The sequence below is a fragment of the Arthrobacter sp. NicSoilB8 genome (assembly GCF_019977355.1).
In the GTDB taxonomy this organism is placed as follows: Bacteria; Actinomycetota; Actinomycetes; order Actinomycetales; family Micrococcaceae; genus Arthrobacter.
Map to the genome: position 1 here is coordinate 4,704,408 of NZ_AP024655.1, position 24,246 is coordinate 4,728,653.

Here is a 24,246-nt window from a genome sequence, read left to right on the forward strand (position 1 = left end):
AAGTTGTTTCCTCCGAATACCCGCACCGACTTCGTTGACATGGTGTGCGGTGGGATGTCGATAGTCGCCGCGGCCCGGCGTGTCGGGGTCATGCATGGGACCGGAAGGCGGTGGTGGGCGCAGTCTGGCCAGATGATGGCTGTGAACATGGGGGCGGTCGGCGGTCTTGCGGATCCGGCACCGACGGTGGAAGGTCCGGGGGGCCGGGCGTTGAATCTGGCTGAGCGGGGGATGATCCAGATGGGCCGGCGCAGCGGGCTCAGCTACGCCGCAATTGGCGAGGCCATTGGCCGGGACAAGTCGGTGGTCTGGCGGGAAGTGAACCGGAACACCAGCGCGGACGGGGTGTATTACGCCTCGGTCGCCCACACGAAGGCCCATCAGGGCCGGCGCCGGCCCAAACCGCTGAAGCTGGCCGGGGACGAGACGCTCTGCCGGCTGATCGGGGTGTGGATGGATGACGGGTGGAGCCCGAAACTGATCTCGGCGATGTTGGCCTTCTACTTCCCCGACGATCAGACTATGCAGGTGAGCCACGAAACGATCTACCAGGCGTTATACGTCCAATCCCGCGGAAGTCTGCGGGCAGATCTGGCCGAGAAGCTCAGCTTGAAGCGGAAGCAACGGGTTCCCCACGCCGCGGACCGGACCAAGAACAGCCCCTACAAGGAAGCGTTCAAGATCAGTGAGCGCCCGGCCGAGGTCCAGGACCGGGCCGTCCCGGGCCACTGGGAAGGTGATCTCATCATCGGCTCCGACGGGACCGCGATCGGCACCCTGGTGGAACGCTCGACCCGGTTCACGATCCTCCTCCACCTTCCCGGGGACCATACCGCCGACACCGTCGCTGCCGCGATGATCCGGGAGATGGCCAGCCTCCCGGAACACCTGCGCCGCTCAATCACCTGGGACCGCGGCACGGAACTGGCCGAGTACGCCCGGATCCAAACCGCCCTGGACACCACGCTCTACTTCTGCGACCCGCACTCGCCCTGGCAGCGCGGGACCAACGAGAACACCAACCGGCTCCTGCGGTTCTGGTTCGAGAAAGGCACGGACCTCTCCGTTCACACCCCGGAGGACCTCCGGCAGGTCGCCGCGAAACTCAACCGCCGGCCCCGGCCCACCCTGAACCTGGAAACCCCAGCCAACCGGCTGAACCAGCTGCTGCACGCAGCCTAACCCCCCGCGTTGCTACCACTGATTGACTTTGCCCGGCGTTTATGGGCCGTAAGTGACCCCGCGTTGCTTGGGGGGAGGGGTCGGGGTCAGCGCAGGACGATGTCCACGGGGTTCGCCTCGGACCGCCAGGTGCCCTCCATGCCGGGGCGCGGAGCAATCACGGGAGCGGTCAGGACGCCGGAGCGGTTGGTGCGCTTGTCCCGCAGGATCTCCGTCACCGAGCCCAGGTGCCGGGAGAGGTCGATCACGTTCTCCGGCGCAGCCAGCAGCAGCTGGAAGCCGAACTCGTGCAGCGCCTTGATGCCCGCGCCGGCGAATTCCTCCGAGGCGAGCACGAACGCCTCGTCCATCATGACGGTGCCGTAGGTCGTGAAGCCCTGCTCGGCGATGCCCAGCTGGTAGCTCAGCGCAGCCGCCATGATGAACGCGGTGAAGCGCTGCCGCTCGCCGCCGGACATGGACCCGGTGTCCGCGTGCATGAAGACCTCGGTCTTCTTCGCACCCTTCCCGGCGCCCTTGGAACCGGCACCCAGCACTTCGCGGTGCTCCTTGCACTGGATGAACAGGTGCCCGCGCACGTCCAGAACCTCGGCCCGCCAGCGCCGGTCCTCCGGGGTTTGCGAGCCGAGCCGCTTCACGAGCGTTTCGAGCGACTTGTAGCGGTTGGTGAGCTCGACGTCGGCGTCCGTCTCCGACGCGGACCCGGACGAGGACGTGGACGCGGCCTTCCCCGGCCGGGCGTGCCGGACCTTGAGCGCGTTCTGGATGGCGTCCTTGAACTGCTTCGCCGTCGCGGGCAGGGTCTGCTTGATGTCCAGTTCCAGGAAGCTGCCCTCGTGGAAATTGACCTCGGACAGGATGCCGTTCAGCGGCAGGATGCGGCTGGTAATGGCGCGGCGTTCCTCGTCCAGCAGGTGCAGCAGGGTGCTGAAGGACTCGTGCGTGCGCTGGTTGAAGAACTGCCGGAACTCGGCCTCCTGTGCGGGCAGTCCGTCGCTGACAATGGCGTGGTAGCGGGCTTCGAACTCCCCCGCCGCGCCGATCGACGTGCCGTGGTCGGCGGAAATCGCCGTGCCCCATTCACGGACGAACCCTTCGAAAATGCGGGTGAGACGCTCCGAGGTGGCCTGCCCGCGGGACTCGGCACCGTGCAGTTCGGCGAGGAGCCGGGTGCGGACCTGGTTGGCGAGGTTGTCGAGTTCGTGCATCTCCTGAAGGTCGCCGAAGCCGGCGAAGTACGGTTCCAGCGCGGCGACGCTGGCGTCCGACGGCGGCGACTGCGCCAGGCGGTCACGTGCGGCGTCGAGCAGCGAATCGGCGGCGGTCAACCTCGAATCCAGGGCCTTGTACTCGCTCTGCAGCACGGCCGCCGCCTCGGTGCTGGACTGGTGCTTCTGCCGAGCAGCCTCGATGCTGGCGCGCAGCGGTTCGAGGTCGGCCTGCGCGGCGAGGGCATCCTTGAGGCGCTGCTCGATCCGGGCGAGCTCCTCCGCGGCCACCGCTGCCGAAACCTGCTCCCAGGTCCTGTGGTCGTCGGCCACGCGGCGCAGGGCGTCAAGCTGCCGGGTCATCCCCTGGTGCGATTCTTCCCGGCTTCGCGCCAGTTCGGCGGCCTTGGCCAGCTCCTGCTGCAGGTCCTCGACCTGGGCCGCCACGAGTTCGAGCTTGGCGGCGTTGTCGAACCCGAGGACGTAGTCCTGGCGGGACGTGAAGCGGTCGTCCTTTTCCACGGTGTGGCGGTTTCGCTTGACCACGCCGCCCAGGCTCAAGCCCTTGTCCAGGCCGGCGAGCTCGTCCGGGTCTTCCACACAGGGGTAGGCGAAGTCGAGGGCAATCCGTTCGCGGAGCCAGGCGCTGGCCTCCGCCAGCGCGCTGGCGTGCGGGCCGGCGGCCAGCCCGGCGTCGGTGAGGAAACTGAGCTTGGTGAGCAGGTCGCCGTCGGCCACGTCCGCCACGGCCAGTGCGCCGCCAGCCAGGGGCCGGGAGACGTCCACCGCGCGCAGCGCCCCGCGCACGGAATTGTCGTTGAGGTAGCGGGTCACGGCGGCGAAGTGCTCTCCCGGCACCAGCAGCGTGGTGGCCAGGCTCCGCAGCGCTCGCTCGGCGGCCGGCCGCCACTGTTCCTGCCCGTCGGCGAGGTCGATGAGTTCGCCGCCAAAGGGCATGTGTTCTTCGGGCACGCCCGTGGCCGCCGCGATGGCGCCGCGGTTTTCGATGCTCGACGGCGGCAGCAGCGACTTGCGCGTCTTCAGTGACACGAGTTCCTGCTGGGCGGCGGCAAGCTCGCGCTTCCTGGTCGCGTGGCCGTCGAACGCCTCGAACCTCAGCTCCTTGAGCGCCTCGGAATCGTCCTGCAGTTCGGCCGAACGTGCCGCGGCGTGGGCATGGGCCTGCTCCCAGCCGGCGGCCGACCATGGAAGGTCCAGGCCGGCGTCGGACAGCGCCTTGCGGGTCGATTCCTCCACCTCCTGGCGGAGCTTGAGCCCCACCCGGGCGTTCTCCAGCGACTGCTCGATCGCGGAAATCGCGTTGCCGCCCTGGTTGTTGTACTCCGCCTCGAGCTGGCGGAGCTCCTTGGCGAGGCCGTCGCGGACGGCGCGTTCGGCGGCGAGGTCACCCGCCTTCGCCTGGGCGAGCTCCTTCAGCTGTGCCAGGGTCTTCTCGTGCACGGTGACGGCGAGCCGCTGCTTGTAGGCCTCGAACTCCCCGCCGGAAAGCTCCCGGAGCCGGTTCGCGTCGAGCAGCGCCTGCGCGTACTCCTTGTTCAGCCCGGGAACGGGAGCCAGCTGGTCGCGCTGCTGCCGGACGTCCTCGAGGCGCTGCCGGATGGACATGAGGTTGCTGAATTCCTCGACGACGTCGTCCGCGGCAGCCAGCGTGGCGGGGGCGTCGAGGACCTGATCGCGGAAGAACGTGTTGACGCTGCCCCCGAGCCCCTTGCCGGCCTGGATGACCCGCAGCAGCGGCAGCGCCTGATCCGAATTGATGCCCAGGAGGCGGCGGAAGCGCTCGGCAAACGCCTTGTGGACATCGAAGACCTGGGCATCCGGGAAGGTCGCGTCGAGCGCGGACTTGGTGAACCGTTTGTCCGCAATACCCTCGATCGCCGCGAGGTCCAGCGGCTTGTTGTCGATCACGTAGAACCGGCCGACGCTTGATTCCGTGCCGTTCTTGGGCAGGTCGAACAGCGCCGAGACCGTGACTTTGGTGCCGGCGGCGTTGTCGAACGTCAGGGCGACGGCGGACCACGTCGCCCCGGGGCGCTGGAAGGCACTGGCCGAGCCCTCGCCGACCGCCTTGTCGCCCACCTTGCCGCGCATGTACGTGAACGTGGTGCGCTTGTCCTCGACGGCGCCTCCCGCCCGCTGCGCCGCGGCCTCGTTGGAGCGCGGTCGGGCATCAAAGACCCGGAGCATCGCGTCGAACAGCGTGGACTTGCCGACGCCGGAGTTGCCGGTCAGCAGGGTGCCATTGCGGTCCACGTGCATGGTGTGGGCGCCATGGAACGTGCCCCAGTTGACCACCTGGACGAGGGCCAGGCGCATCTGGCCGGGGTTGGTCAGCTCACCCATCGGCAGCATGGTTGCGATGCTCACTTGGCTGCCTCGGTTTCGGTTGAGTCCGTTGTGGTTGCGGGGGCGGCATCGGCGTCGTCGCCGTCCTCTTCCGCGGAACTATCGGTGTCGAGTTCTATCAGGGGTTCGGTTCCTGCCGGGTCGGTGCTGGCTGCCACCAAGGCTTCGATCTGGGCTGGGATGTCGCCGATGTTTTCGAACGGGAGGGCCAGGGGCAGGGCGTTGGAGATCGTGTAGACCTCGTCCAGGCCCGTGGCGAGGAGGAGTTGGCGGGCCAGGAGTTTGGTGATCGCACGGTTGACGACGTCGGCATCGCGGAGGGCGTCCTGCTGGCCGGCGGGCTGGTAGTGGGCGATGAGTTCGGCGACTTCCTCGCGCGTGATCGTGGGGTCGGTCTGGGCGGTGACGTGCCGGTCCAGGAGCAGTCGCAGGCGGAGCAGGACTATGGTTTCAACGCGGCTCAGGGCACGCTGCTGCCGCAGGATGCTGGAGCGGGTGCTGCCGCCGATCGCCTCGGGGTCCACGGGCCGCAGCACAGCGACCTTGCGCTCGTGGTCCAGCTGCAGCGTCAGGAACAGCTCCGAGAGGCGGCTGCGCAGGATCAGCTGGTTGTCCAGCAGCGTGGTCCACAGTTTCTCGTCGCGGCCGCCGTCGATGTAGGGGCCTTTGAGAAGCTTCACGAGCGCCTGCCGGACCTTCATCGGGAGAACGCCCGTATCGCCCGGGAACAGGGCAGCGCCGTCGACAAACGTGTCCCGCGGGGTCACCGTGAAGGGATCGGTCCGCACGTGGTCGCCCTGGTGGGCAGGCGCCGTGGGCACGGACGGCAGGCCCGTCGTCTCGCTCTCTGTCGCAGTCCCTGTCGCGGTCCCTGCCGCAGTCTGTGTCGCGGTCCCTGTCGCAGTCTCTTCAGTCATTTTCAATCCTTCGTGAGCGTGACGACGGGCAGGTACGCGGTGCGGGTGGTGCCGTCGATTTGTTCGAATTCGATGGGGCCCCAGGTCTCGCGGTCGAAGCCGGCGCCGTCGTGCAGGGTCTGCGAGAGGAGGGCGCGGATGGAGTTGATGTGGCGCTCCCCGGGCGGGAGTTGGGCCCAGGCCTCGGTGAGGGTTGAGGCCCCCGCGAGCGCGGCGCGGATGGCTTCCGGCCTGGCCTTGGCGGTCCGGGGCGAGCGCGCCCGGTCCGAGTCCGAGAACGCGATGGGGTCGGCCAGCTTAGGCGGTGCCGCGAACTCGTCCGGGTCGAAGAGCTTGACCATGGCCAGGGACTCGAAGCCGGCGCTGAACAGCACCGGACCGGGGACCAAGCCGGGCCGGTCGCGCTCATACGGCAGGGAGCGGATGGCCTGCTCGGCCTCCCGCAGGACCTTGCGGAGCCGGACCGATTGGCGGAAGTCATCACTTTGGACATACGTGTTGAGGCTCTCGCTGAGCTTGCCGTAGATCCTCTGGATCTGGCTGTGCTGGCTGCGGAGTTCGGCCACGAGGTTCTTGAGGGTCTCGCGTTCGTCGTGGCTGAGCTCGTCCGCGAACTGCCGGCTCAGCACTTCGCCGATCGCGGACCGGAACCGCAGCTGCTGCTGCGGGTCTTCCAGGAACGCGGTGAAGGAACGGAAGGTCCGGCCTTCGGGGCTCTGCCGGAGCCGTTTATCGGCCTCGAGCACCTGGGCCATGGTGGCACCCTTGCTCAGCGATTCCTCGATGATCTGGTTGCGCAGTTCCCCGACGAGCTCCTCAATCCGGTCACGCATCTTCTTGTAGTCCGCGGGCAGGCTTGCGGCGAGGTCCAGGATGTTGCCGGCGGCCTCCACGGCCTCGTCGTCGTCGAGCAGGCCGTCGAAGTCCCCCGAGCTGATGTCCTGCATCAGCTGCCGGCGCTCGTCGATCTCCTCTTCGAGGGATTCAAGCCGTGCGCTCTGGTCCGGGTTGGTCTCGTTGGCGAGCTTCTCCACATCGCCGAGCAGCGTGCCCAGCCGGGAGCCGTTCAGCGTGGACCGTTCGCTCGACAGGCTATCCAGGAAGGCGAGGACGCGGGCGGCGGGTTCAGTGACTTCGTACACGATCTGACCCGACTGGTTCCGGCGCGTCAGGAAGTTCTTGCGGGTCCACTCGTCGGCATATTTCTTCCCGGACGCCGCGCCGCCGGCCTGGCCGCCCTGCTGCTCTCCCGTGCCGGGGGCCTGCCGGCGGAGCTGCTCAAGGAAGGCGTCGACGTCGGCGTGGAACTCTTCCAGCGGCAGCTGGGCGCGGGTGCGCGTGAAGGAGGCCTGGAGTACGGCGATCACCCACGGCGCCGAGCGCGTCAGCGCCCACGCGGGTCCTTTGGTGAGGAGCTCTAGGTCCCGGAGCCGGGCACTGATGGCGTCGGCTGATGACACGGCGGAGCGGGACACGCGCTCTCCTTCGACTTCCAGAGCTTGGTTTGGGGTGGCGTTGCGCGGCAGCGGATTCGAAAAACTGCCAGGTACAAGGTTAACGCAGGGCTCCGGCCGGATTCATCGTTGTGGGCTCCCCCAAGTCGGAGCAGACTGGAATGACCAGCTGATGGGAGACGATCATGCGGAAGAGAACAGTGTGGATCACGGGGGCGGCCTCTGCAGCGGTGGTACTGGGAGGGGCGTCGATTGCGGTCGGGGCCACCCAGGCCAGGGATCTCTGGTCCGGGAGTCCGGACGCCGTCACAGCCCGAATCGGGAGCATCGCACTCGGTGACGATTCCGACGAACCGGCGCTCACCGACGCCGACCGCGCGCAGGCAGCCAGCGCCGCGCTGGCGAAGGTCGGCCAGGGCAGTGTCACGGAAGTGGAGCGCAACGACGAATCCGGGGCGGCCTATGAGGTGGAAGTCCGCCTCAATGACGGGTCCGAGGTAGAGGTCGCCGTGGGTACCGATTTCCAGGTCCTGGGCCAGAGCGTTCCGGAACGCGACGACGACTGACGCCGCCAGCGTTCCGGCAGTTTTTTCCCGGCACGGACAGGCGGCTGCGGCACCCGGATCTGGTGAGGGTGCCGCAACCGTGCCGTGACCTACGCCCGGGTAGCATTTCGATCCCGTATCAAGAGGGGGGATCGTCCAAAAGACCCTAGTTGAGCACGTCTCCTGCGCCCTACGCTCGGGCTACTGATTCAACCGCAGCAACGGTGCAGGGGGAAGAATGCAGTTCGACCTAAGCGCAGTGGAAACGGGCACGATGGTGGTCTTTGGCACCCTCGTGTTCGCCCTGTTAATCGGCCTCTTCATGATGGGGTCCGCGTTCGCAGCCATGGTTCTTGTGGGCGTGGGACGGCTCGCCTGGTACCTCGTGGCCACCGTGGTGGTGGGCCTGGTCCACGGCATCAACCACGGGTGGGACCGTCTGGTCCACCACGCCTCAACCGTCGAGTTGCCGGGCGAATTCCAGGTCGATTTCGGCACGGACTTCCGGGCCGACTATCAAGGGCAGGCGGCCCCTAGCACCGGCACTTACCCGCGAGTAGTATTGCGGGACAGCTGAAGGGTCCTCCACCCGCGGCGGATCCAGGGCTCGAACCGGCCACCCGGTTAGAGGAGATGCCCAGTGAGCTCTGCCATTGAAGACCCCGCCACCGCACCCCAAACCCCGACACCAGGCACGCCGGCGCCCGGGACCGCGGGGGCGCCGGACCACATCGGTCCCGAGGCAACAGCCGCCGACGCGCGGGCCATCGCCGAGGCTGCCCGCGAGACCAGCTGGAACCAGCCCAGCTTCGCGAAGGGCCTCTACCTCGGCAATTTCGACCTCGGCCTGATCCACCCGTGGCCCGAGGCCCCCGCGGACGACGTCGAACGCGGCGAGGCCTTCATGGCCCGCCTCACGGAGTTCTGCCGCACGATGTCTGGACGCAGCATTGAGCGCGAGGACCGGGTCCCGGATGAATACCTCGCCGGGCTCGCCGAACTCGGTGTCTTCGGCATGAAGATCCCCCGCGAATACGGCGGCCTGGGCCTCACCCTCGTGTACTACGGCCGCGCACTGGCGCTGCTCGGCTCGGTGCATCCGAGCCTCGGCGCACTGCTGTCCGCGCACCAGTCGATCGGCGTCCCGGAGCCCGTCAAGGTCTTCGGCACGCCCGCCCAGAAGCAGGAATACCTGCCCCGCTGCGCCGCCGGCGCCATCACTGCGTTCCTCCTAACCGAGCCCGACGTCGGCAGCGACCCCGCACGGATGGGCAGCACCGCGGTCCTCTCCGACGACGGCGGGTCCTACGTTCTGGACGGGGTCAAACTGTGGACCACCAACGGGGTCATCGCCGAACTCGTTGTGGTCATGGCCCTCGTGCCGCCGCACACGGACCCGGACGGGACCACCCACAAAGGCGGCATCAGCGCGTTCGTGGTGGAAATGGACTCCCCGGGCATCACTGTGGAAAACCGCAACACCTTCATGGGACTTCGCGGTCTTGAAAACGGCGTCACCCGCTTCCACCAGGTCAGGATCCCGGCGGCGAACCGGCTGGGCCGCGAAGGCCAGGGCCTGAAAATCGCCCTCACCACACTCAACACTGGCCGGCTCTCGATCCCCGCGGTGTGCGTCGCCTCGGGTCGGTGGAGCCTGAAAATCGCCCGGGAATGGTCCAACGCCCGGACCCAGTGGGGACGGCCGATCGGCCAGCACGAGGCCGTGGGCAAGAAGATTGCCTTCATCGCGGCCAGCACCTTCGCCCTGGATGCGGTGTTCGAACTCTGCGCGGAAATGGCCGACGCCGGGCAGAAGGACGTCCGGATCGAGGCGGCCCTGGCGAAGCTGTGGTGCACCGAGATCAGCTGCCTCATCGCGGACGAGCTCGTGCAGATCCGCGGCGGCCGCGGCTTTGAAACGGCCGACTCGCTCGAGGCCCGCGGTGAACGGGCCGTTGCCGCGGAACAGCAGCTCCGCGACCTGAGGATCAACCGGATCTTCGAGGGGTCCTCGGAAATCATGAAGCTGCTGATCGCCCGCGAAGCCGTGGACGCACACCTGGCCGCCGCGGGAGATCTCGCCTCGGAGGACGCCCGCCTCTCGGACAAGGCCAAAGCCGCCGTGGGCGCCTCCGGCTTCTATGCCAAGTGGCTGCCCAGGCTCGTGGCGGGCGCCGGCATGGACCCGCGGTCCTACAGCGACTTCGGCCGGCTCGCCAAGCAGCTGCGGTACGTGGAGCGCTCCTCCCGGCGGCTGGCCCGGCAGACCTTCTACGGGATGGGCCGCTGGCAGGCCAAGCTGGAGCACAAGCAGGCATTCCTGGGCCGGATCGTGGACATCGGCGCCGAGCTCTTCGCGATGGCGGCGTGCTGCTCCCGGGCCGAGATGCTGCTGCGGACACAGCCGGAACGCGGCGCCTCCGCCTACGAACTCGCCGAGGCCTACTGCGAACAGGCCCGTGTCCGCGTGGACGAATATTTCGACCGGCTCTGGCGGAACACCGACGACGCCGACCACATGCTGGCCCGCAAGACCCTGTCCGGCGATTACGCGTGGCTTGAGGCCGGAGTCCTGGACCAGTCGGAAGGCACCGGCCCGTGGATTGCCGACGCCGGCCGGCGCGCCTCAGTGAAGGAAGACCTGCACCGCAGATACCGCTGACGGGCAACTGACGGGCCGCCACGACGGATAGTAAGCATCCTTGCTAACTGCAATCCGCCGTGGTTAGGTGGACCCGGGACCGGCCCCTACCCTGCCGGTCATTCAGCGAAAGCGAGCAGTCCCGATGAGCAGCACCGCAGGCCCCGATGACACGACGCCCCGCCATGCCACACCGGAGGACGGCAACACCGCGCCGGTGACGGCAGTCCGTGCACACCAGGAATCCGGCCGCGATGAACCCGGCCGGTCTCCTGTCCGCACCCCCGTCCGCGAAGCGCCGGCCCGAGGCACTGCTGCCGACGCCGCGTCCGGCACCGTTGCGGAGGAGGTTCCCACCCGCGAAACCGTCGTGGCCCGCGAAAAGGAACAGTTCGGCGGCATCAAGGTCGGCTCAGCGTTCTTCGGCTGGCTGGCTGCCACCGGCACTGCCGTGTTGCTCACCGCGCTGGTCGCCGCCGGCGGCACCGCCGTCGGACTGGCCACCAACACGGATGTCAACGACGCCGTAGACCAGGCCTCGAACAACCAGACCGTCGGGCTGGCCGGCATCATCGTGCTGCTCGTGATCCTGTTGGTCGCCTACTACTGCGGCGGGTACGTGGCCGGCCGCATGGCCCGCTTCAACGGCGCCAGGCAGGGCTTCATGGTCTGGGTCTGGGCCCTGATCGCGGCGATCGTGGTCGCCCTGCTGGGCCTGGTCGCCGGGCAGCGGTTCAATATCCTGGCAAGCCTGAACAGCTTCCCGCGCATCCCGGTCAACGAGGGACAGTTGAACACCATGAGCATCATCGCGGCGGTCGTCGTGGCCGTGGTGGCTTTGGTGGGCGCGGTGCTGGGCGGCCTCGCGGGGATGCGTTTTCACCGCAAGGTGGACCGGGCCGGCTTTGCCGCGGCGGCAGAGGTCGAGGACCGGAACTTCTAAGCCGGGTCCGCCGGCCGTGAGACGTCAGCCCGGGACGACGGCGTCGAGGTAGTACCAGCGGCGGTCTTCGCGAACGAAGCGGCTGGTTTCACGCTGCACACCGCGTTCGCCGTCGTGCCGGTAGTGCGCCGCGAACTCCACCACGCCTTCGCTGTCCAGCGGGCCGCCGCGGCTCGTGGAAAGGATGTCCAGGCGGCGCCACTGCATGCCGTCGTCCAGCTCCAGCTCCGCGGGCCGGGTGTCCGGATGCCAGGTCCGCAGCAGGTAGTCCGCGTCCCGGAGCACGAACGCGCTGTACCGGGAGCGCATGAGCTGCTCCGCCGTCGGCGCCTCGGCATCCCCGCGGTGGAACCGGCCGCAGCAGCTGGCATACTGCTCGCCGGACAGGCACGGGCAGTTGCCTTCAAACGGCGCGGCCGGCCGGATCACGGACCGGTCCGTGCCAGATCCGCCAAGGGACCCGGAATCGGCGGCTGCGGCATGCGTCACAAGGTGTCCTTCCGGCGGGCCGGACGGTGCCGGCGGGGCTGTCTTTGACTATAGACGCCTGGTCCGCGCCGCCGGACGCCGATCGCCAATAACGGCTTCGACACATCTTCGCCCGGCCCGCCGCGGGCGGCGCGGGGCCGGCGAAAAGTACGTATTGTTAAGGGGGCTCCTGCCCGCCGCATGCGTGCGGCAGGGACCATGCTGAAGCAGGCCGGCAAGGAAAGGTGACATGGAAGATCCAACAACCATTGCGTTGCACCTGACCTTTTTCGGAACCCTCGGCGTCGCCTTCGTCATGTTCCTCGGCCTCTTCATGGTCTTTGCCGCCACCCTCGTGATTGCAGGGATCGGCCGGCTTGCGGTTGTTGTTGTCATGGCCGTCGCCGGACTAGTCGACAGGCGCCCCGGGCGCCCCGCACGCTCCGCCGAGCCAGTGAAGCAGGCGAAGCCGCGCCGCCCCGCCAGGAATGCCAGCAAGAAGGAACCCGCACTGTCGCCGGAATGGGCGGCCGCCGTGGCCCGGGCAGATGCCCGCGCCGCCGAGAGGGCAAAGGCCGAAGCCGGGCCGGCCGTCCGGGTCTCCGTCCGGGACCTGCCCAGCCCCGAGGCGCCGGCTGGGGACATCACGGAGGTCGCCGCTCTCGTGGCGTCGGCCACGGACAGCAATGGCACACTCGGCGCCGTCCCGCGCGCCTTCAAGAAGCCGCCCATGCCGGCAGCGAAGTCCCTGCTGGACACCGGCTCGCTCGTATCGCTGCACGGCAGCCTCGCGGCCGGGAAGGCCAAGCGGCCCGCCCAGGAGCGCAAAGCAGGCTGAGCCCTTACCCCGGGCTGGTAAGTCCGCTACGTTGGAACCCATGGAATTCAGATACCTCGGGAACAGCGGCTTCAAGATTTCAGAAATCACCTTTGGCAACTGGCTGACCCATGGCTCCCAGGTGGAGAACGACGTCGCCACCCAATGCGTCCGGGCCGCGCTCGACGCCGGTATCAGCACCTTCGACACGGCCGATGTCTACGCCAATACCGCGGCCGAGACCGTCCTTGGCGAAGCCCTCAAGGACGAACGCCGGGAGTCCCTGGAAGTCTTCACCAAGGTCTTCGGCCCCACAGGCCCCAAGGGCCACAACGATCTTGGGCTGTCCCGCAAGCACATCATGGAGTCGATCAACGGTTCCCTGCGTCGGCTGCAGACCGACTACGTGGACCTCTACCAGGCCCACCGCTACGACTACGAGACGCCGCTGGAAGAGACCATGCAGGCCTTCGCGGACATCGTCCGGCAGGGCAAGGCCTTGTACATCGGGGTCAGCGAGTGGACGGCCAACCAGATCCGTGAAGGCCATGGCCTCGCCAAGGAACTGGGCTTCCAGCTGATCTCCAACCAGCCGCAGTACTCCATGCTCTGGCGGGTGATCGAAGCCGAGGTGATCCCGACGTCGGAAGAGCTGGGTCTGTCCCAGATCGTCTGGTCCCCGATGGCGCAGGGCGTGCTGAGCGGCAAGTACCACCCCGGAAAACCGGCGCCCGAAGGCAGCCGCGCCACGGACACGAAGGGCGGTTCGCGGATGATCGAGCGCTGGATGTCCAGCGACGTCCTCACCGGCGTCCAGCAGCTCAGGCCGATCGCGGCAGAGGCCGGGCTGACCATGGCCCAGCTCAGCATCGCCTGGGTGCTGCAGAACAAAAACGTCGCGTCGGCCATCATGGGCGCGTCCCGGCCGGAACAGATCGAGAAGAACGTGGCGGCCGCCGGCGTGAAGCTGGACCCGGTGATCATGGACAAGATTGATGCCGCCATCGGCTCGCTGGCCGAACGCGACCCCGCGCAGACCAAGTCGCCCGCCTCCCGCGAGGCCTAGGCCCATGCCCGACGCCCCTGAGCTTGCCGTCACCGGTTCCACCGGCCAGCTGGGCGGCCTGGTGGCCAGGCTGCTGGCCCGGGCCGGCAGCCGGCAGCGCCTCCTGGTGCGGGACGCCGCCCGGGCACCGGTTCTCGACGGCGCCGTCCCGTTCGAGACCAGCTACGCCGACCCGGAGCGGGCGAAGGCGGCGCTGGCCGGCGCGACAACGCTGTTCATGGTTTCCGCAGCGGAGGCCGAAGACCGGCTGCAGCAGCACTACGCCTTCGTCGACGCGGCGGCCGCGGCGGGTGTCCGGCACATTGTGTATACCTCGTTCTTCGGGGCTGCGCCGGACTGCACGTTCACCCTGGGCCGGGACCACTTCGCAACGGAGGAGCGGATCAAGGCCTCCGGCATGGACTACACGTTCCTGCGGGACAACTTCTACCTGGACTTCCTGCCGCTGCTGGCGGGGGACGACGGCGTCATCCGCGGCCCCGCCGGCGACGGCGTGATGGCGGCCGTCGCGCGGGCCGACATCGCCCGCTCGGCCGTCACCGTGCTGCGTGACCCCGCCCTGCACGTGGGACGGACCTACGATCTGACGGGTCCGGAGGACATCTCCCTGGCCCGCGGCGCGGAACTCCTGACCGCCGGAACCGGCCGGACCATCACCTTCCACAACGAGACCCTGGCGGAGGCCTACGCCTCCCGCGCCTCCTACGGGGCGCCGCCGTGGCAGGTGGACGCCTGGGTGAGCACGTACACGGCCATCGCGGCTGGTGAACTGGCCGGCCCGACCTCCGCCGTGCATGAGCTGACGGGCCGCGAGCCGCTGAGCCTTGAGCAGTTCCTGGCGGAGTCGCACCGGCTCTAGGCGGCGGCACCGGTTTCGCCGCCGGCCCCTCCACCGGCAGGGACCCGGGTGCAGATCCCAGTATTGACGGCTTCCGGACTCCGGCGTAGACCTGAATTCAGGTGACACCGGCCAAACCCGGGCCGGGCCGGAGAAGAATCGCAGCACGCCATGCCAAAGCAAATGTCCCGACACTCCTCTGTCCTGAAGAGCCCCCGCCGGCAGACCGGGAAGACCGGACCGAATCCCGGCGTCCCGAGCCACGGCCCGCTGACCGGGGAGGAACTCCAGCTCGCCGTGCGGAACCATTCCATGCCGCTTGAGGCCCTGCGGAATGACACCACACCGCCCGGGCTGCACTATGTGCTCACCCATTTCGACATCCCGTTCATCGACGCCGAGCACTGGCACCTGCAGATCGGCGGCGCCGTGCAGCGGTCCCTGGAACTAAGCCTGCGGGCCTTGCGCCGGGCACCGAGCATCACCATCCCGGTCACCTTGGAATGCGCCGGCAACGGCAGGTCCCTCCTGCGGCCCCGCCCGCTGAGCCAGCCCTGGATGCTTGAGGGCGTGGGCACCGCCGTGTGGACCGGCGTCCCGCTCGCCTACCTCCTGACCCAGGCCGGGGTGGAGGACGACGCCGTCGAGGTACTCTTCAGCGGGGCGGACGCCGGAATCCAAGGCGGCGTCGCCCAGAACTTCGCCCGGAGCCTGCCGATCAGCGAGGCCCTGCGGCCCGACGTCGTGTTGGCCTACCGGATGAACGACGCAGACCTGCCGCCGCAGCACGGCTACCCGCTCCGGCTCGTGGTACCCGGCTGGTACGGCATGGCGAGCGTGAAGTGGCTGTCCTCGATCAAGGTTCTGACCAAGCCGTATAAGGGTTTCCAGCAGGCCGAGGCCTACCGCTACCAGCAGGATGCGGACGATCCCGGCACCCCGGTCACGTGGATGAAGGTCCGCTCGCTGATGATCCCTCCGGGGGTCCCGGACTTCTTCACCCGGAGCCGCGTCCTGCCCCCGGGGCCGGTGATGCTGACGGGCCGGGCGTGGTCCGGGCAGGGCGCCGTGCAGCGCGTCGACGTCGGGATCGACGGCAAATGGGCCCCGGCCCATCTGGAGCACCCGGCGGCGCCGTTCGCATGGTGCGCGTGGTCGATGCCGTGGGTGGCCGATCCCGGCGAGCACGAACTCACCTGCCGTGCCACCGATGCCAGCGGCGCCGTGCAGCCGCTGGAACAGGTGTGGAACTACCAGGGCATGGGCAACAACGTGGTGCAGCGGATCAAGGTCAGCGTGGAATAGCCGGCCTGCGGGGACTCAGCGACCGCGCCGCAGGTGCTCGGCATTGAGTTCGTCGAGTTCCGCATCCGTGAGGCAGTCGAATCCGCGCGCCTCGCGTTTGTCGCTGCGGGAGAACCGGATGAACATCAGGATGATCAGCGGCAGATCGACAATTTCGCAGATGAACCACAGAACGTCCCCCGCCAGTTGCTGGTCACGCAGGGCGTCGGGGAACCAGCCGGGCGCGGACGGCGCGGCCATGACGTGATCAAGCACCTGGCCGTTGAGGCGCAGCAGGATCCCCGGTACAGCATCGACCAGCAGCTCAATGAAGACGAACACGAATTCCAGGGTGAAAAAAGCGCTGGAACGGCGGAAGTCCGCCTCCTCGATGATCGGCAGGGCCAGCAGCAGGCCGAGCAGCGGCACCCCGACGGTCAGCAGCGCCTCGGCCGTCGGGGCCGCGCGGAGAGTGTAGAAAGCCGGCGTGAGAAAGGTCGAGAAGAGGGCGAGACCAAGCAGCGGGGCGACCATGGAATTGCTGACCAGCCGCACCGCGCGGTGCGCAAGCGCTTTGTTCAGCCGGTCGACGCCCGGCGGCGGGAGGGCAGCCCTGGCCAGGGAGATCGGTTTCCCCAAACCAACCAGCAGCGGCACCACGAAGAGCAGCAGTGAAATCTTCAGGGTGAAGGCCCACCGGAGCCCGGCGCTGTAGACGCCGGGGAATCCGCAGGTCAGCACGGTCAGGAACCCCAGGCCCAGGAGGTAGAACGCAAGTGTCCGCCACACGGGCCAGCGGTGGCCGCGTACCGCCGCGGCCCTCAGGCCGAGCGCATATAGCACCGCCGAACCGCCGATCAGGACGGCGGCGGCCCAGTCGATCTGCCAGGCGGTGAGGAGTACATCAAGGGGCGGCACGGGCTCATGTTAGCCGCCTTTCCTTGGAAGACCCCTCAGCACCCCTCGAAGTCGGTAAGCACCTTGACCTTGTCCGCCGAGGCGGACAAGGGATCGAAGGTGTAGCCGATCCATTCCCGTGCGAGCCGCCGCGCCAGCTCCAGCCCCACCACGCGCTGGCCCATCGTCAGGACCTGGCAGTCGTTGGAGAGCACGGAGCGCTCCACGCTGAAGGAATCATGGGCGGTCGCGGCCCGGATGCCGTCCACCTTGTTGGCGGCAATGGCGACGCCGATCCCCGTCCCGCAGAACAGGATGGCCCGGTCCGCCTGCCCGTCCCTGATCAGTTCCCCCGCGGCGATGCCGACATACGGGTACGGCTTAGTGAACAGCTCCGGGGCGTCGCCGCGGTTGACTCCGATGTCGATGACTTCCGAGATCCGCGGGTCCGTCCGCAGGTCCGCCAGTATCTGGTCCTTGTAGTCGACGCCGGCTTCGTCCGCGCCCACAATGATCCGGATCCCTGCGGCCGGGCTCATGAGCGTGCTCCGGCCGGCTGCCGCACACCTTCAATATTCACACCGGCAAGGTGCGGACCGAACACGGTGAACACCATCGCCAGGGACGTGGCCCCCGGGTCGGGTGTGCCCACGCTCTTTTCCGCCAGGGGCCGCGCCCGGCCCTTCAGCGGGCGCAGGGCCGCGGTGGCCTGTGCCGCGGAGGTGGCTTCCCGTGCCGCTGCCGCCCAGCCGGCGTCGGCCCCGGCCCCCTCCCCGGCCAGCCGGCCGAGGGTCTCGGTAAACGGGACAAGCGCGTCCACCATGGTCTTGTCGCCGACGTCGGCCTTGCCGAGCTCGGCGATCCGGGCGGTAAAAGACGCCACTGCCGCCGCAAGTCCGGCGGCGCCCGGTGCCTGGTCGTTGCCGAGGGACTCGCCGAAGGCCCGCAGGCCGGCGCCCCACAGCACGCCGGAGGTGCCGCCGGCGTTGTCCGCCCAGGCATCGCCGGCGGCGGCCAGGACGTCACCGGCTCCGGCACCGCGGGACTCTGCCCCCGCGGCGGCGGCACACGCCGCATCAATCCCGCGGACCATGCCCCGCCCGTGGTCGCCGTCGCCGGCGATGGCGTCGAGGTCGCCGAGGGATTTCTCGGCGTCGTGGAGTGCCTCGCGGGCCGCGGCCAGGGCAGCGACGCAGTGGCGTGCGTAGTCACGGGAAGCATCGGCCGCTGCAAAGGATTCCGGGGCCGCCGCATCCTCGGCCAGCGCGGGCTCCTCCGCCTCGCCGCCGGGGAGCCCGGCATTCCCGCGCCGGTACGCGGGAGTCTCGGCGGGGGCGGTCCAGAGCGGTTCGAGTTCGTCGTCGAGCCAGGTGACGGTCAGTGAGACACCGGCCATGTCCAGGCTCGTGACGAGTTCGCCGACCTCCGGCATCACCAGGGTGTAGCCGGCGGCGCGAAGCAGCGGGGCGACAGTCAGCCACAGCACGAACAGCTCTTCCTGCTTCGTGGAGCCGAGTCCATTCAGGAGCACGGCGATCCGCTGGCCGGCACCGTGCGGTGTTTCCGCCAGCACACGGGCCACGAGTTCCTGGCCCAGCTCCCGTGCGGGCGGCAGTTCGGTGTCGAACAGACCGGGCTCGCCGTGGATGCCCAGGCCGAGGCCCATCATTTTGTCCTCAAGCGTGAAGAGCGGCGCGTCGGCGCCGGGAAACGTGCAGCCGCTGAAGGCGCTGCCGATGCTGCGCGTCAGGTCGTTGGCCTTGCGGCCCAGGCGGACCACGTCAGCCAGGGGCTCGCCGGCCTCGGCGGCCGCACCCATGATCTTGAAGACCGTGAAGTCGCCCGCGATGCCGCGGCGCTTGCTGGCTTCCGACGGCGGTGCGCTGGCGATGTCGTCCATCACGAGCACGTTGTCCACCTGGATTCCTTCGGCGGCCAGCCGCTCGCTGGCGAGGCCGAAGTTCATGACGTCGCCGGCGTAGTTGCCGTAAGTGAACACCACGCCGGCGCCGCTGTCCGCGGCCTTGGCAACGGAGTACGCCTGCTGCGCGGACGGCGAGGTGAAGATGTTGCCGACGACGGCGCCGTCGGCCAGTCCGGTGCCGATGAGCCCGGCGAAGGCCGGGTAGTGCCCCGAGCCGCCGCCGGCCAGCACGGCCACCTTCGGCTGGCGGGGCCGGTGCCGGCGGACGGCGCCGCCGGGCACCTGGCGCACCAGGTTCGCATGGACATCGCAGAAGCCGGCGAGGGCTTCTTCGGCGAAATCGGACGGGTCGTTGAATATTCTGGTCATGGTGGGCTCTCTCGGCTGCGCGGTCTTCTGACGCTCGGTCTACTGACTCGATCTGCTATACAGCTTGGCTGCTAGTGGATGTGGCTTCCGCCGTTGATGTCGATGGTGGTTCCTGTGAGGTAGGCGGATTCCTCGGAGGACAGGAACGTGATGACGGCCGCGATTTCCTCGGTGCTGGCGTTGCGTCCGAGCGGGATGCCGGCGTTGATGGCCGCCTCCTGCTCCTCGGTGCTGCCCACCCGGATGTTGGTGTCCACGGCGCCGGGGGTGATGGCATTGACGGTCACGCCTGTGGCACCGATTTCTCGGGCCAGGGCCTTGGTGAAGCCCAGGATGGCCGCCTTGGCTGCGGAGTACGGGACCTTGCCGAAGACGCCGCCGCCGCGCTGGGCCGAGACGGAGGACATGTTGACGATCCGGCCCCAGCCGCTGGCGATCATGTCCGGCAGGAACGCCTTGGTGACCAGGTAGGTTCCGGTGGCGTTCACGGCCATGACCTTGTTCCAGAGGTCCAGGGTGGTCTCCAGGAACGGCACCGGTGAGGTGATCCCGGCGATGTTGGCCAGGGCGCCGACGGCGGGGAGATGGCCCGAGCGGACCTCGGCGGCCACGGCGTTGTACGCGGCGGTCACGGAATCCTCGTTGGCGACGTCGACCTCGTGGCCGAAGGCCGGAACGTTGAAGTCGTTGCCGATTTCAGCGGCGACCTTGGCCGATTTCTCGCCGTCGAGGTCCAGGATCACCACGGCCCAGCCCTGGCTGGCGTAGCGGCGTGCGGTGGTGATGCCGATGCCCCGGTCCGAGGTTGCCCCGGTGAGGACGGCGGTGCGCTGGATGGTGGTGCTCATGATGCTCCTTGGGTTGCTTGTTCGTGATTCAGATGAGGGTGATTCAGCTGAGGGTGGTTCAGATGAGGTCGGTGATGAAGCTGGCGGCCTTGGCGGCGGCGGCCGGGCGTTCCTCGTGGGTGACGTCGCGGGTCTCCAGTTCCAGTGAGAAGTGGCCGGTGTACCCGCCGGCCGCGAGCGCCTGCAGCCCGGCCGCGAAATCGGCGTGGCCGTTGCCGATGCTGAGATTGATGTTCCCCGGCACGGCATCGCGCAGGTGGACATGGGCGATCCGTCCCTCGTGGCGCTTGAGGTAGTCCAGGGGGTCCTCGCCGGCGGCCACGATGTGGCTGAAGTCCATGACGATCCCGACGCCGGAACCGGCCAGCCGCTTCGCCAGCAGTTCCGCGCGCTCGAGGTTCCAGCAGAAGCGCAGGAAGTGCAGTGACTCGGTCCAGAGCTCGACGCCGAACTCCTCAGCCCGCCGCTGCGCCCCGATGAGCTGCGCGGCAATGGTGTCCAGGTCCTCGTCGGTGCCGCGGACCGGATCGTGGCCGAGGGCGCCGCAGGGCAGGACGAGGGCCCTGGCGCCGGTGCCGGCCGCGAGGGTGAGGAGGGCGTCCAGGTGCCGGTCCCGTGCGGACTGCGCGTCGGCGTCGAGGACAGCGTTCAGGTCCCCGATGTCCCCGTTGACCGAACGGACCCGCAGGCCCGAGGCGACGACGTCGGCCGTCACGGCGGCGACGGCCGCGGCGTCGAGGTCATAGGGGACGTGATCGCAGACTCCGGGGAGGGCGCCGAGGTCGATTTCCCCGAACCCCAGATCCGCGATGGTGCGCAGGGCCGTGGGCAGGTCCTGGTGGCGGAAGCTGATGGACGAGCAGCCGAGTCGGGAGTTGAACATCGTCGTTGATCCTCTGGTCGTGCCCCGGGGGCGGTAGTGATACGGACCACACTACAAAGTCGACTGTCAACAGTCAACCCTTGAAGTTGACTGTTGACATTACTTATGGCGCGGGTCACACTGGCGTATCATCTGTTAACAGTCGACAGTGTTGGCGTGGAAGCGCCGGCAGCTCTCTTCGAAAGGGATTGACATGAGCAACGAAGCTCTCACCATGCGGGGCCCGGTGCACGGCACGAAGGATGCCCGGCGCGTCGCGATCGGCTCCAGCGTCGGCGCAGTGATCGAAACGTACGACTTCATCGGTTTCGGCACGGCGGCGGCCTTGTACTTCGGCACCGCGTTCTTCCCCACCGGCGATCCGGTAACGGGAACGCTGGCCGCGTTCGCCACCCTCGGCGTCGGCTTCGCTGCCCGCCCGATCGGCGGCATCATCGGCGGCCACCTCGGTGACAAGCTTGGCCGCAAGCCCGTCCTCGTGGCCTCCCTGATCCTCATGGGCATCGCCACCTTCGTGATCGGCCTGCTCCCGACCTACAGCCAGGTCGGCCTCCTGGCTCCGGCACTGCTCGTGTTCGTCCGCATCGTCCAGGGCCTGGCCTTCGGCGCGGAATGGGGCGGCGCCATCCTCATGAGCTACGAACACGCACCCTGGAAGTCCAAGGGCAAGTACACCGGCATGGTCCAGGCAGGCTTCCCGGTCGGGCTGCTGCTGGCCAACCTGGTGTTCCTCTCCAGCGTCCAGCTCGGCGGCGAACTCGCCTGGCGCATTCCGTTCCTCGCCAGCATCGTGCTGGTCGTCGTCGGCCTGATCATCCGTTCCAAGGTCCCCGAGTCCCCCGTCTTCGACGAGGTCAAGGACAGCGGCGCCATTGTGAAGTCGCCCATCGTGGAGGTCCTGAAGACTGACTGGCGCAACATCGTCAAGGGCATCGGCCTCCGCATCGCCGAAACCGCGGGCTACGCCGTGTCTATCACCTACATGATTTCCTACCTGAACAGCCAGCACCTGGCCGACAAGACCCAGACGCTCGTGGCGCTCTGCATCGCCTCCGCGATCGGCATCTTCGCCACGCAGGCCTGGGCACGCCTGACCGACAGGATCGGCCGGCGCCCGCTCTACATCTGGTCCTGCGCCTTCGCGGTGGCGTTCGCCGTACCGATGTTCCTCCTGGTTAACACCGGCCTGTTCATCTTCATCATTGCCACCCTCGTGATCTCCTACGCCGTGTGCCAGAACTCGCTCGCCGGTGCCCAGGGCGCCTGGTTCCCGGAGCTGTTCCAGGCCAAGACCCGCGCCTCGGGCGCCTCGCTGGCCTACCAGATCTCGGCCATGGTCTCCGGCTTCACCCCGTTCATCACCACACTGCTGTTCGTCAGCTTCGGCTGGATGGGCCCGGCACTGCTCTTTGGCACCTACGCCGCGATCGGCCTGTGGGCCGCCGTTACCACCCGGGAAACCTGGGGCAAGCGCGAACGGAAGCTCGCGGACGAGGCCACCAAAAGCACCCCGGCCCACGTGAGCGCGTAGTCACGCACCCGCGGGACGGCCGTCGACGCCCTCTCGCAGCAGCTCGACACATCACTTTTGAAAGGCAGAATTGTGGTTCTCACACAGGAAAAAGCAACCGGAGGCAACGCCTCCGACGTCGGGGCGGAACGCCTTGACCGGGTCACCCGTGCCGCGTTCCGGATCCGGCACCACGCCCTGAACATGGGCGAGGTCCAGGGGCAGGGCTATGTGGGCCAGGCGCTCGGCGCGGCGGACATGCTGGCGGTTGTCTACGCGGACCAGCTCCGGTTCCGCGCCGAGGATCCCCACTGGGAGGAACGCGACCGGTTCCTGCTTTCCACCGGCCACTACGCGATCGGCCACTACGCCGCCCTCGCCGAAGCCGGCATCATCCCCGTCACGGAACTGGAGACGTACGGCTCGGATAATTCGCGGCTGCCGATGTCCGGGATGTCCACCTACACGCCCGGCATGGAAATCTCCGGCGGCTCCCTCGGCCACGGCCTCTCCATCGCCGTCGGTTCCGCCCTGGGCCTGCGGTACCAGGGCTCGGACGCCCGCGTCTACAACTTCCTCTCCGACGGCGAACTCGACGAAGGCTCCACGTGGGAAGCCGCGATGGGCGCCCACCACCACCAGCTCGGCAATCTCACCGCCATGGTGGACATCAACGCCCTGCAGGCCGACGGGAAGACCGCCACCGTGCTGCGCACCGAGCCCGTCACCGAAAAGTGGGAGGCGTTCGGCTGGTACACCCAGCGCGTGGACGGCAACGACATCGGCGCATTGCTGGCCGCGTTCGACAACGCGGCCGCCCAGGCCGCCGCCGTCGGACGTCCCTCCGTGATCCTGTGCGACACGAAGGTGGGCCGCGGCGTTCCGCTGCTCGAGGACCGCGAAAAGGCGCACTTCATGCGCATCGAAGAACACGAATGGCAGCTCTGCCGCGAGCAGCTGACCGCAGGATTCGAAGGAAAGGCCGCACGATGAGCACCGCCACGACACCCAAGCTGAAGACCTCGGCCATGATCGCCTCCTTCGCGGATCCGGGCCAGAAGACCGCGTCCGCGCCGTTCGGGCACGCCCTGGTCAAGGCCGCGCAGGAGGACGACAAGATCGTGGGACTGACCGCGGACCTGGGCAAATACACGGACATGCACATCTTCGCCCAGGCCTTCCCGGACCGCTTCTTCCAGATGGGCATGGCCGAGCAGCTGCTCTTCGGCGCCGCGGCCGGCCTGGCGGAGACGGGCCTGGTCCCGTTCGCCTCCACATACTCGGTGTTCGCCGCCCGGCGCGCCTACGACTTCCTGTGCCTGGACGCCGCCGAGCCGAACCTCAACGTCAACATCGTGGGCGGCCTCCCCGGACTGACCACCGGCTACGGCCCCAGCCACCAGGCGACCGAGGACATGGCGATCTTCCGCGGCATGCCCAACCTGACCATCGTGGATCCGTGCGACTCACTGGACATCGAGCAGGCCGTCCCCCAGCTGGCGGCCAGCGAGGGCCCCACGTACCTGCGCCTGCTGCGCGGCAACGTCCCCACCGTGCTGGACGAGTACGACTACACGTTCGAACTCGGCAAGGCGAAAGTCCTCCGCGGGGGCACCGACGTCGTCTTCATTTCCAGCGGCCTCATGACGATGCGGGCGCTGCAGGCTGCCGAGGCGCTGGCGGCCCACCATGTGGATGTCGCCGTCGTCCATGCCCCCACCATCAAGCCGTTCGACGCCGCGACGGTCCTCGCCGAGCTGAACACCGACCGTCTCGCGGTGACGCTGGAAAACCACAGCGTGGTGGGCGGCCTTTTCGAGACCGTCGCCTCGGCGGTGGTCACCGCTGGACTCGGCAAGCGGGTGGTGCCGGTGGCGCTGCCCGATGAGTTCCTCGACGCCGGCGCGCTGCCCACCCTGCACGAACGGTACGGGCTCTCGGTTCAGCGGATCGTCGCCAAGGTCCTGGCCGAACTGGGCTAGGGCCGGACCGGGCCAGGGCCGGACCGGGCCGGAACGAGAACCGCCGCGTGCGGGAGCGGCTGCTGCCGGCCCCGCGCGTGTGCCGTACCATCAACTGTTAACA

20 protein-coding genes and 1 pseudogene are annotated in these 24,246 nt (G+C 68.4%); 12 read left to right on the forward strand and 9 right to left on the reverse strand.

The annotated features are described in order from the left end of the window. Positions 1-210: 210 nt before the first annotated feature. Positions 211-1,182 (forward strand): annotated as a pseudogene (locus LDO15_RS21235) (IS30 family transposase); the annotation flags it as partial. 86 nt (positions 1,183-1,268) lie between these two features. Here LDO15_RS21235 and LDO15_RS21240 read toward each other — a convergent pair. The 3 genes from LDO15_RS21240 to LDO15_RS21250 are packed head-to-tail and all read right to left on the reverse strand — an operon-like array spanning position 1,269 to position 7,149. Further along, positions 1,269-4,778 (reverse strand): ATP-binding protein, encoded by a 3,510-nt coding sequence (locus LDO15_RS21240; protein WP_223982140.1) that lies wholly within the window; start codon positions 4,776-4,778, stop codon positions 1,269-1,271. Next, positions 4,775-5,674 (reverse strand): DUF4194 domain-containing protein, encoded by a 900-nt coding sequence (locus LDO15_RS21245; protein ID WP_223982142.1) that lies wholly within the window; start codon positions 5,672-5,674, stop codon positions 4,775-4,777. Before LDO15_RS21245 ends, LDO15_RS21240 begins: the two co-directional genes overlap by 4 nt. 2 nt (positions 5,675-5,676) lie before the next feature. Further along, positions 5,677-7,149 (reverse strand): DUF3375 family protein, encoded by a 1,473-nt coding sequence (locus LDO15_RS21250; protein WP_223982145.1) that lies wholly within the window; start codon positions 7,147-7,149, stop codon positions 5,677-5,679. A gap of 164 nt (positions 7,150-7,313) precedes the next feature. Here LDO15_RS21250 and LDO15_RS21255 point away from each other — a divergent pair, with 164 nt between their 5' ends. The 4 genes from LDO15_RS21255 (at position 7,314) to LDO15_RS21270 (ending at position 11,257) form a co-directional block, all read left to right on the forward strand. Further along, positions 7,314-7,694: a hypothetical protein gene (locus LDO15_RS21255; protein ID WP_223982147.1), complete on the forward strand. Its 381-nt coding sequence runs from the start codon at positions 7,314-7,316 to the stop codon at positions 7,692-7,694. 217 nt (positions 7,695-7,911) lie between these two features. Then, positions 7,912-8,250: a hypothetical protein gene (locus tag LDO15_RS21260; protein ID WP_223982150.1), complete on the forward strand. Its 339-nt coding sequence runs from the start codon at positions 7,912-7,914 to the stop codon at positions 8,248-8,250. Positions 8,251-8,403: 153 nt separating this feature from the next. Beyond that, a complete protein-coding gene (locus LDO15_RS21265) occupies positions 8,404-10,335 on the forward strand; it encodes an acyl-CoA dehydrogenase family protein (RefSeq protein ID WP_223987617.1) in 1,932 nt (643 codons plus the stop codon). Positions 10,336-10,459: 124 nt separating this feature from the next. Continuing rightward, positions 10,460-11,257, forward strand: a complete 798-nt coding sequence (locus LDO15_RS21270; RefSeq protein WP_223982153.1) for a hypothetical protein — start codon at positions 10,460-10,462, stop codon at positions 11,255-11,257. Between the two features lie 24 nt (positions 11,258-11,281). Here the strand turns inward: LDO15_RS21270 and LDO15_RS21275 are convergent, their stop codons facing one another. Next, entirely contained in the window at positions 11,282-11,686 is a 405-nt protein-coding gene (locus LDO15_RS21275) for a YchJ family protein (RefSeq protein ID WP_223987619.1), read from the reverse strand. 289 nt (positions 11,687-11,975) lie between these two features. Here LDO15_RS21275 and LDO15_RS21280 point away from each other — a divergent pair, with 289 nt between their 5' ends. The 4 genes from LDO15_RS21280 (at position 11,976) to LDO15_RS21295 (ending at position 15,751) form a co-directional block, all read left to right on the forward strand. Beyond that, positions 11,976-12,563 carry a hypothetical protein gene (locus LDO15_RS21280; RefSeq protein WP_223982156.1) on the forward strand — a complete coding sequence of 196 codons (588 nt, stop codon included), beginning with the start codon at positions 11,976-11,978 and terminating at the stop codon, positions 12,561-12,563. Between the two features lie 40 nt (positions 12,564-12,603). Further along, on the forward strand, positions 12,604-13,608 hold the full coding sequence (locus tag LDO15_RS21285; protein WP_223982159.1) for an aldo/keto reductase family protein: 1,005 nt from the start codon (positions 12,604-12,606) through the stop codon (positions 13,606-13,608). 4 nt (positions 13,609-13,612) lie between these two features. Next, on the forward strand, positions 13,613-14,467 hold the full coding sequence (locus LDO15_RS21290) for an SDR family oxidoreductase (protein WP_223982162.1): 855 nt from the start codon (positions 13,613-13,615) through the stop codon (positions 14,465-14,467). Positions 14,468-14,617: 150 nt separating this feature from the next. Beyond that, positions 14,618-15,751, forward strand: a complete 1,134-nt coding sequence (locus LDO15_RS21295) for a sulfite oxidase (RefSeq protein ID WP_223982165.1) — start codon at positions 14,618-14,620, stop codon at positions 15,749-15,751. Positions 15,752-15,766: 15 nt separating this feature from the next. On the opposite strand, the gene LDO15_RS21300 is transcribed toward LDO15_RS21295, so the two are convergent. The 5 genes from LDO15_RS21300 to LDO15_RS21320 form a co-directional block, all read right to left on the reverse strand. Next, positions 15,767-16,648, reverse strand: coding sequence for a cytochrome c oxidase assembly protein (locus tag LDO15_RS21300; protein ID WP_223982168.1), 882 nt, complete (start codon positions 16,646-16,648; stop codon positions 15,767-15,769). 35 nt (positions 16,649-16,683) lie between these two features. Further along, positions 16,684-17,166, reverse strand: coding sequence for an RpiB/LacA/LacB family sugar-phosphate isomerase (locus LDO15_RS21305; protein ID WP_223982171.1), 483 nt, complete (start codon positions 17,164-17,166; stop codon positions 16,684-16,686). Further along, positions 17,163-18,920 carry a dihydroxyacetone kinase family protein gene (locus tag LDO15_RS21310; RefSeq protein WP_223982174.1) on the reverse strand — a complete coding sequence of 586 codons (1,758 nt, stop codon included), beginning with the start codon at positions 18,918-18,920 and terminating at the stop codon, positions 17,163-17,165. The genes LDO15_RS21305 and LDO15_RS21310 overlap by 4 nt, the downstream gene beginning before the upstream one ends. A 71-nt stretch (positions 18,921-18,991) precedes the next feature. Beyond that, on the reverse strand, positions 18,992-19,768 hold the full coding sequence (locus tag LDO15_RS21315) for an SDR family NAD(P)-dependent oxidoreductase (RefSeq protein WP_223982176.1): 777 nt from the start codon (positions 19,766-19,768) through the stop codon (positions 18,992-18,994). A 58-nt stretch (positions 19,769-19,826) separates the two neighbouring features. Further along, positions 19,827-20,651 (reverse strand): sugar phosphate isomerase/epimerase, encoded by an 825-nt coding sequence (locus LDO15_RS21320; RefSeq protein ID WP_223982178.1) that lies wholly within the window; start codon positions 20,649-20,651, stop codon positions 19,827-19,829. A gap of 193 nt (positions 20,652-20,844) precedes the next feature. On the opposite strand from LDO15_RS21320, the gene LDO15_RS21325 reads away from it, so the two are divergent. The 3 genes from LDO15_RS21325 to LDO15_RS21335 all read left to right on the forward strand — a co-directional run bounded on the left by LDO15_RS21325 (position 20,845) and on the right by LDO15_RS21335 (position 24,143). Further along, on the forward strand, positions 20,845-22,182 hold the full coding sequence (locus LDO15_RS21325; RefSeq protein WP_223982180.1) for an MFS transporter: 1,338 nt from the start codon (positions 20,845-20,847) through the stop codon (positions 22,180-22,182). 72 nt (positions 22,183-22,254) lie between these two features. Then, positions 22,255-23,154 (forward strand): transketolase, encoded by a 900-nt coding sequence (locus LDO15_RS21330; RefSeq protein ID WP_223982182.1) that lies wholly within the window; start codon positions 22,255-22,257, stop codon positions 23,152-23,154. Continuing rightward, the gene (locus LDO15_RS21335) at positions 23,151-24,143 is read left to right on the forward strand and encodes a transketolase C-terminal domain-containing protein (RefSeq protein WP_223982184.1); all 993 of its coding nucleotides are present in this window, start codon (positions 23,151-23,153) and stop codon (positions 24,141-24,143) included. Before LDO15_RS21330 ends, LDO15_RS21335 begins: the two co-directional genes overlap by 4 nt. Positions 24,144-24,246: the final 103 nt, after the last annotated feature.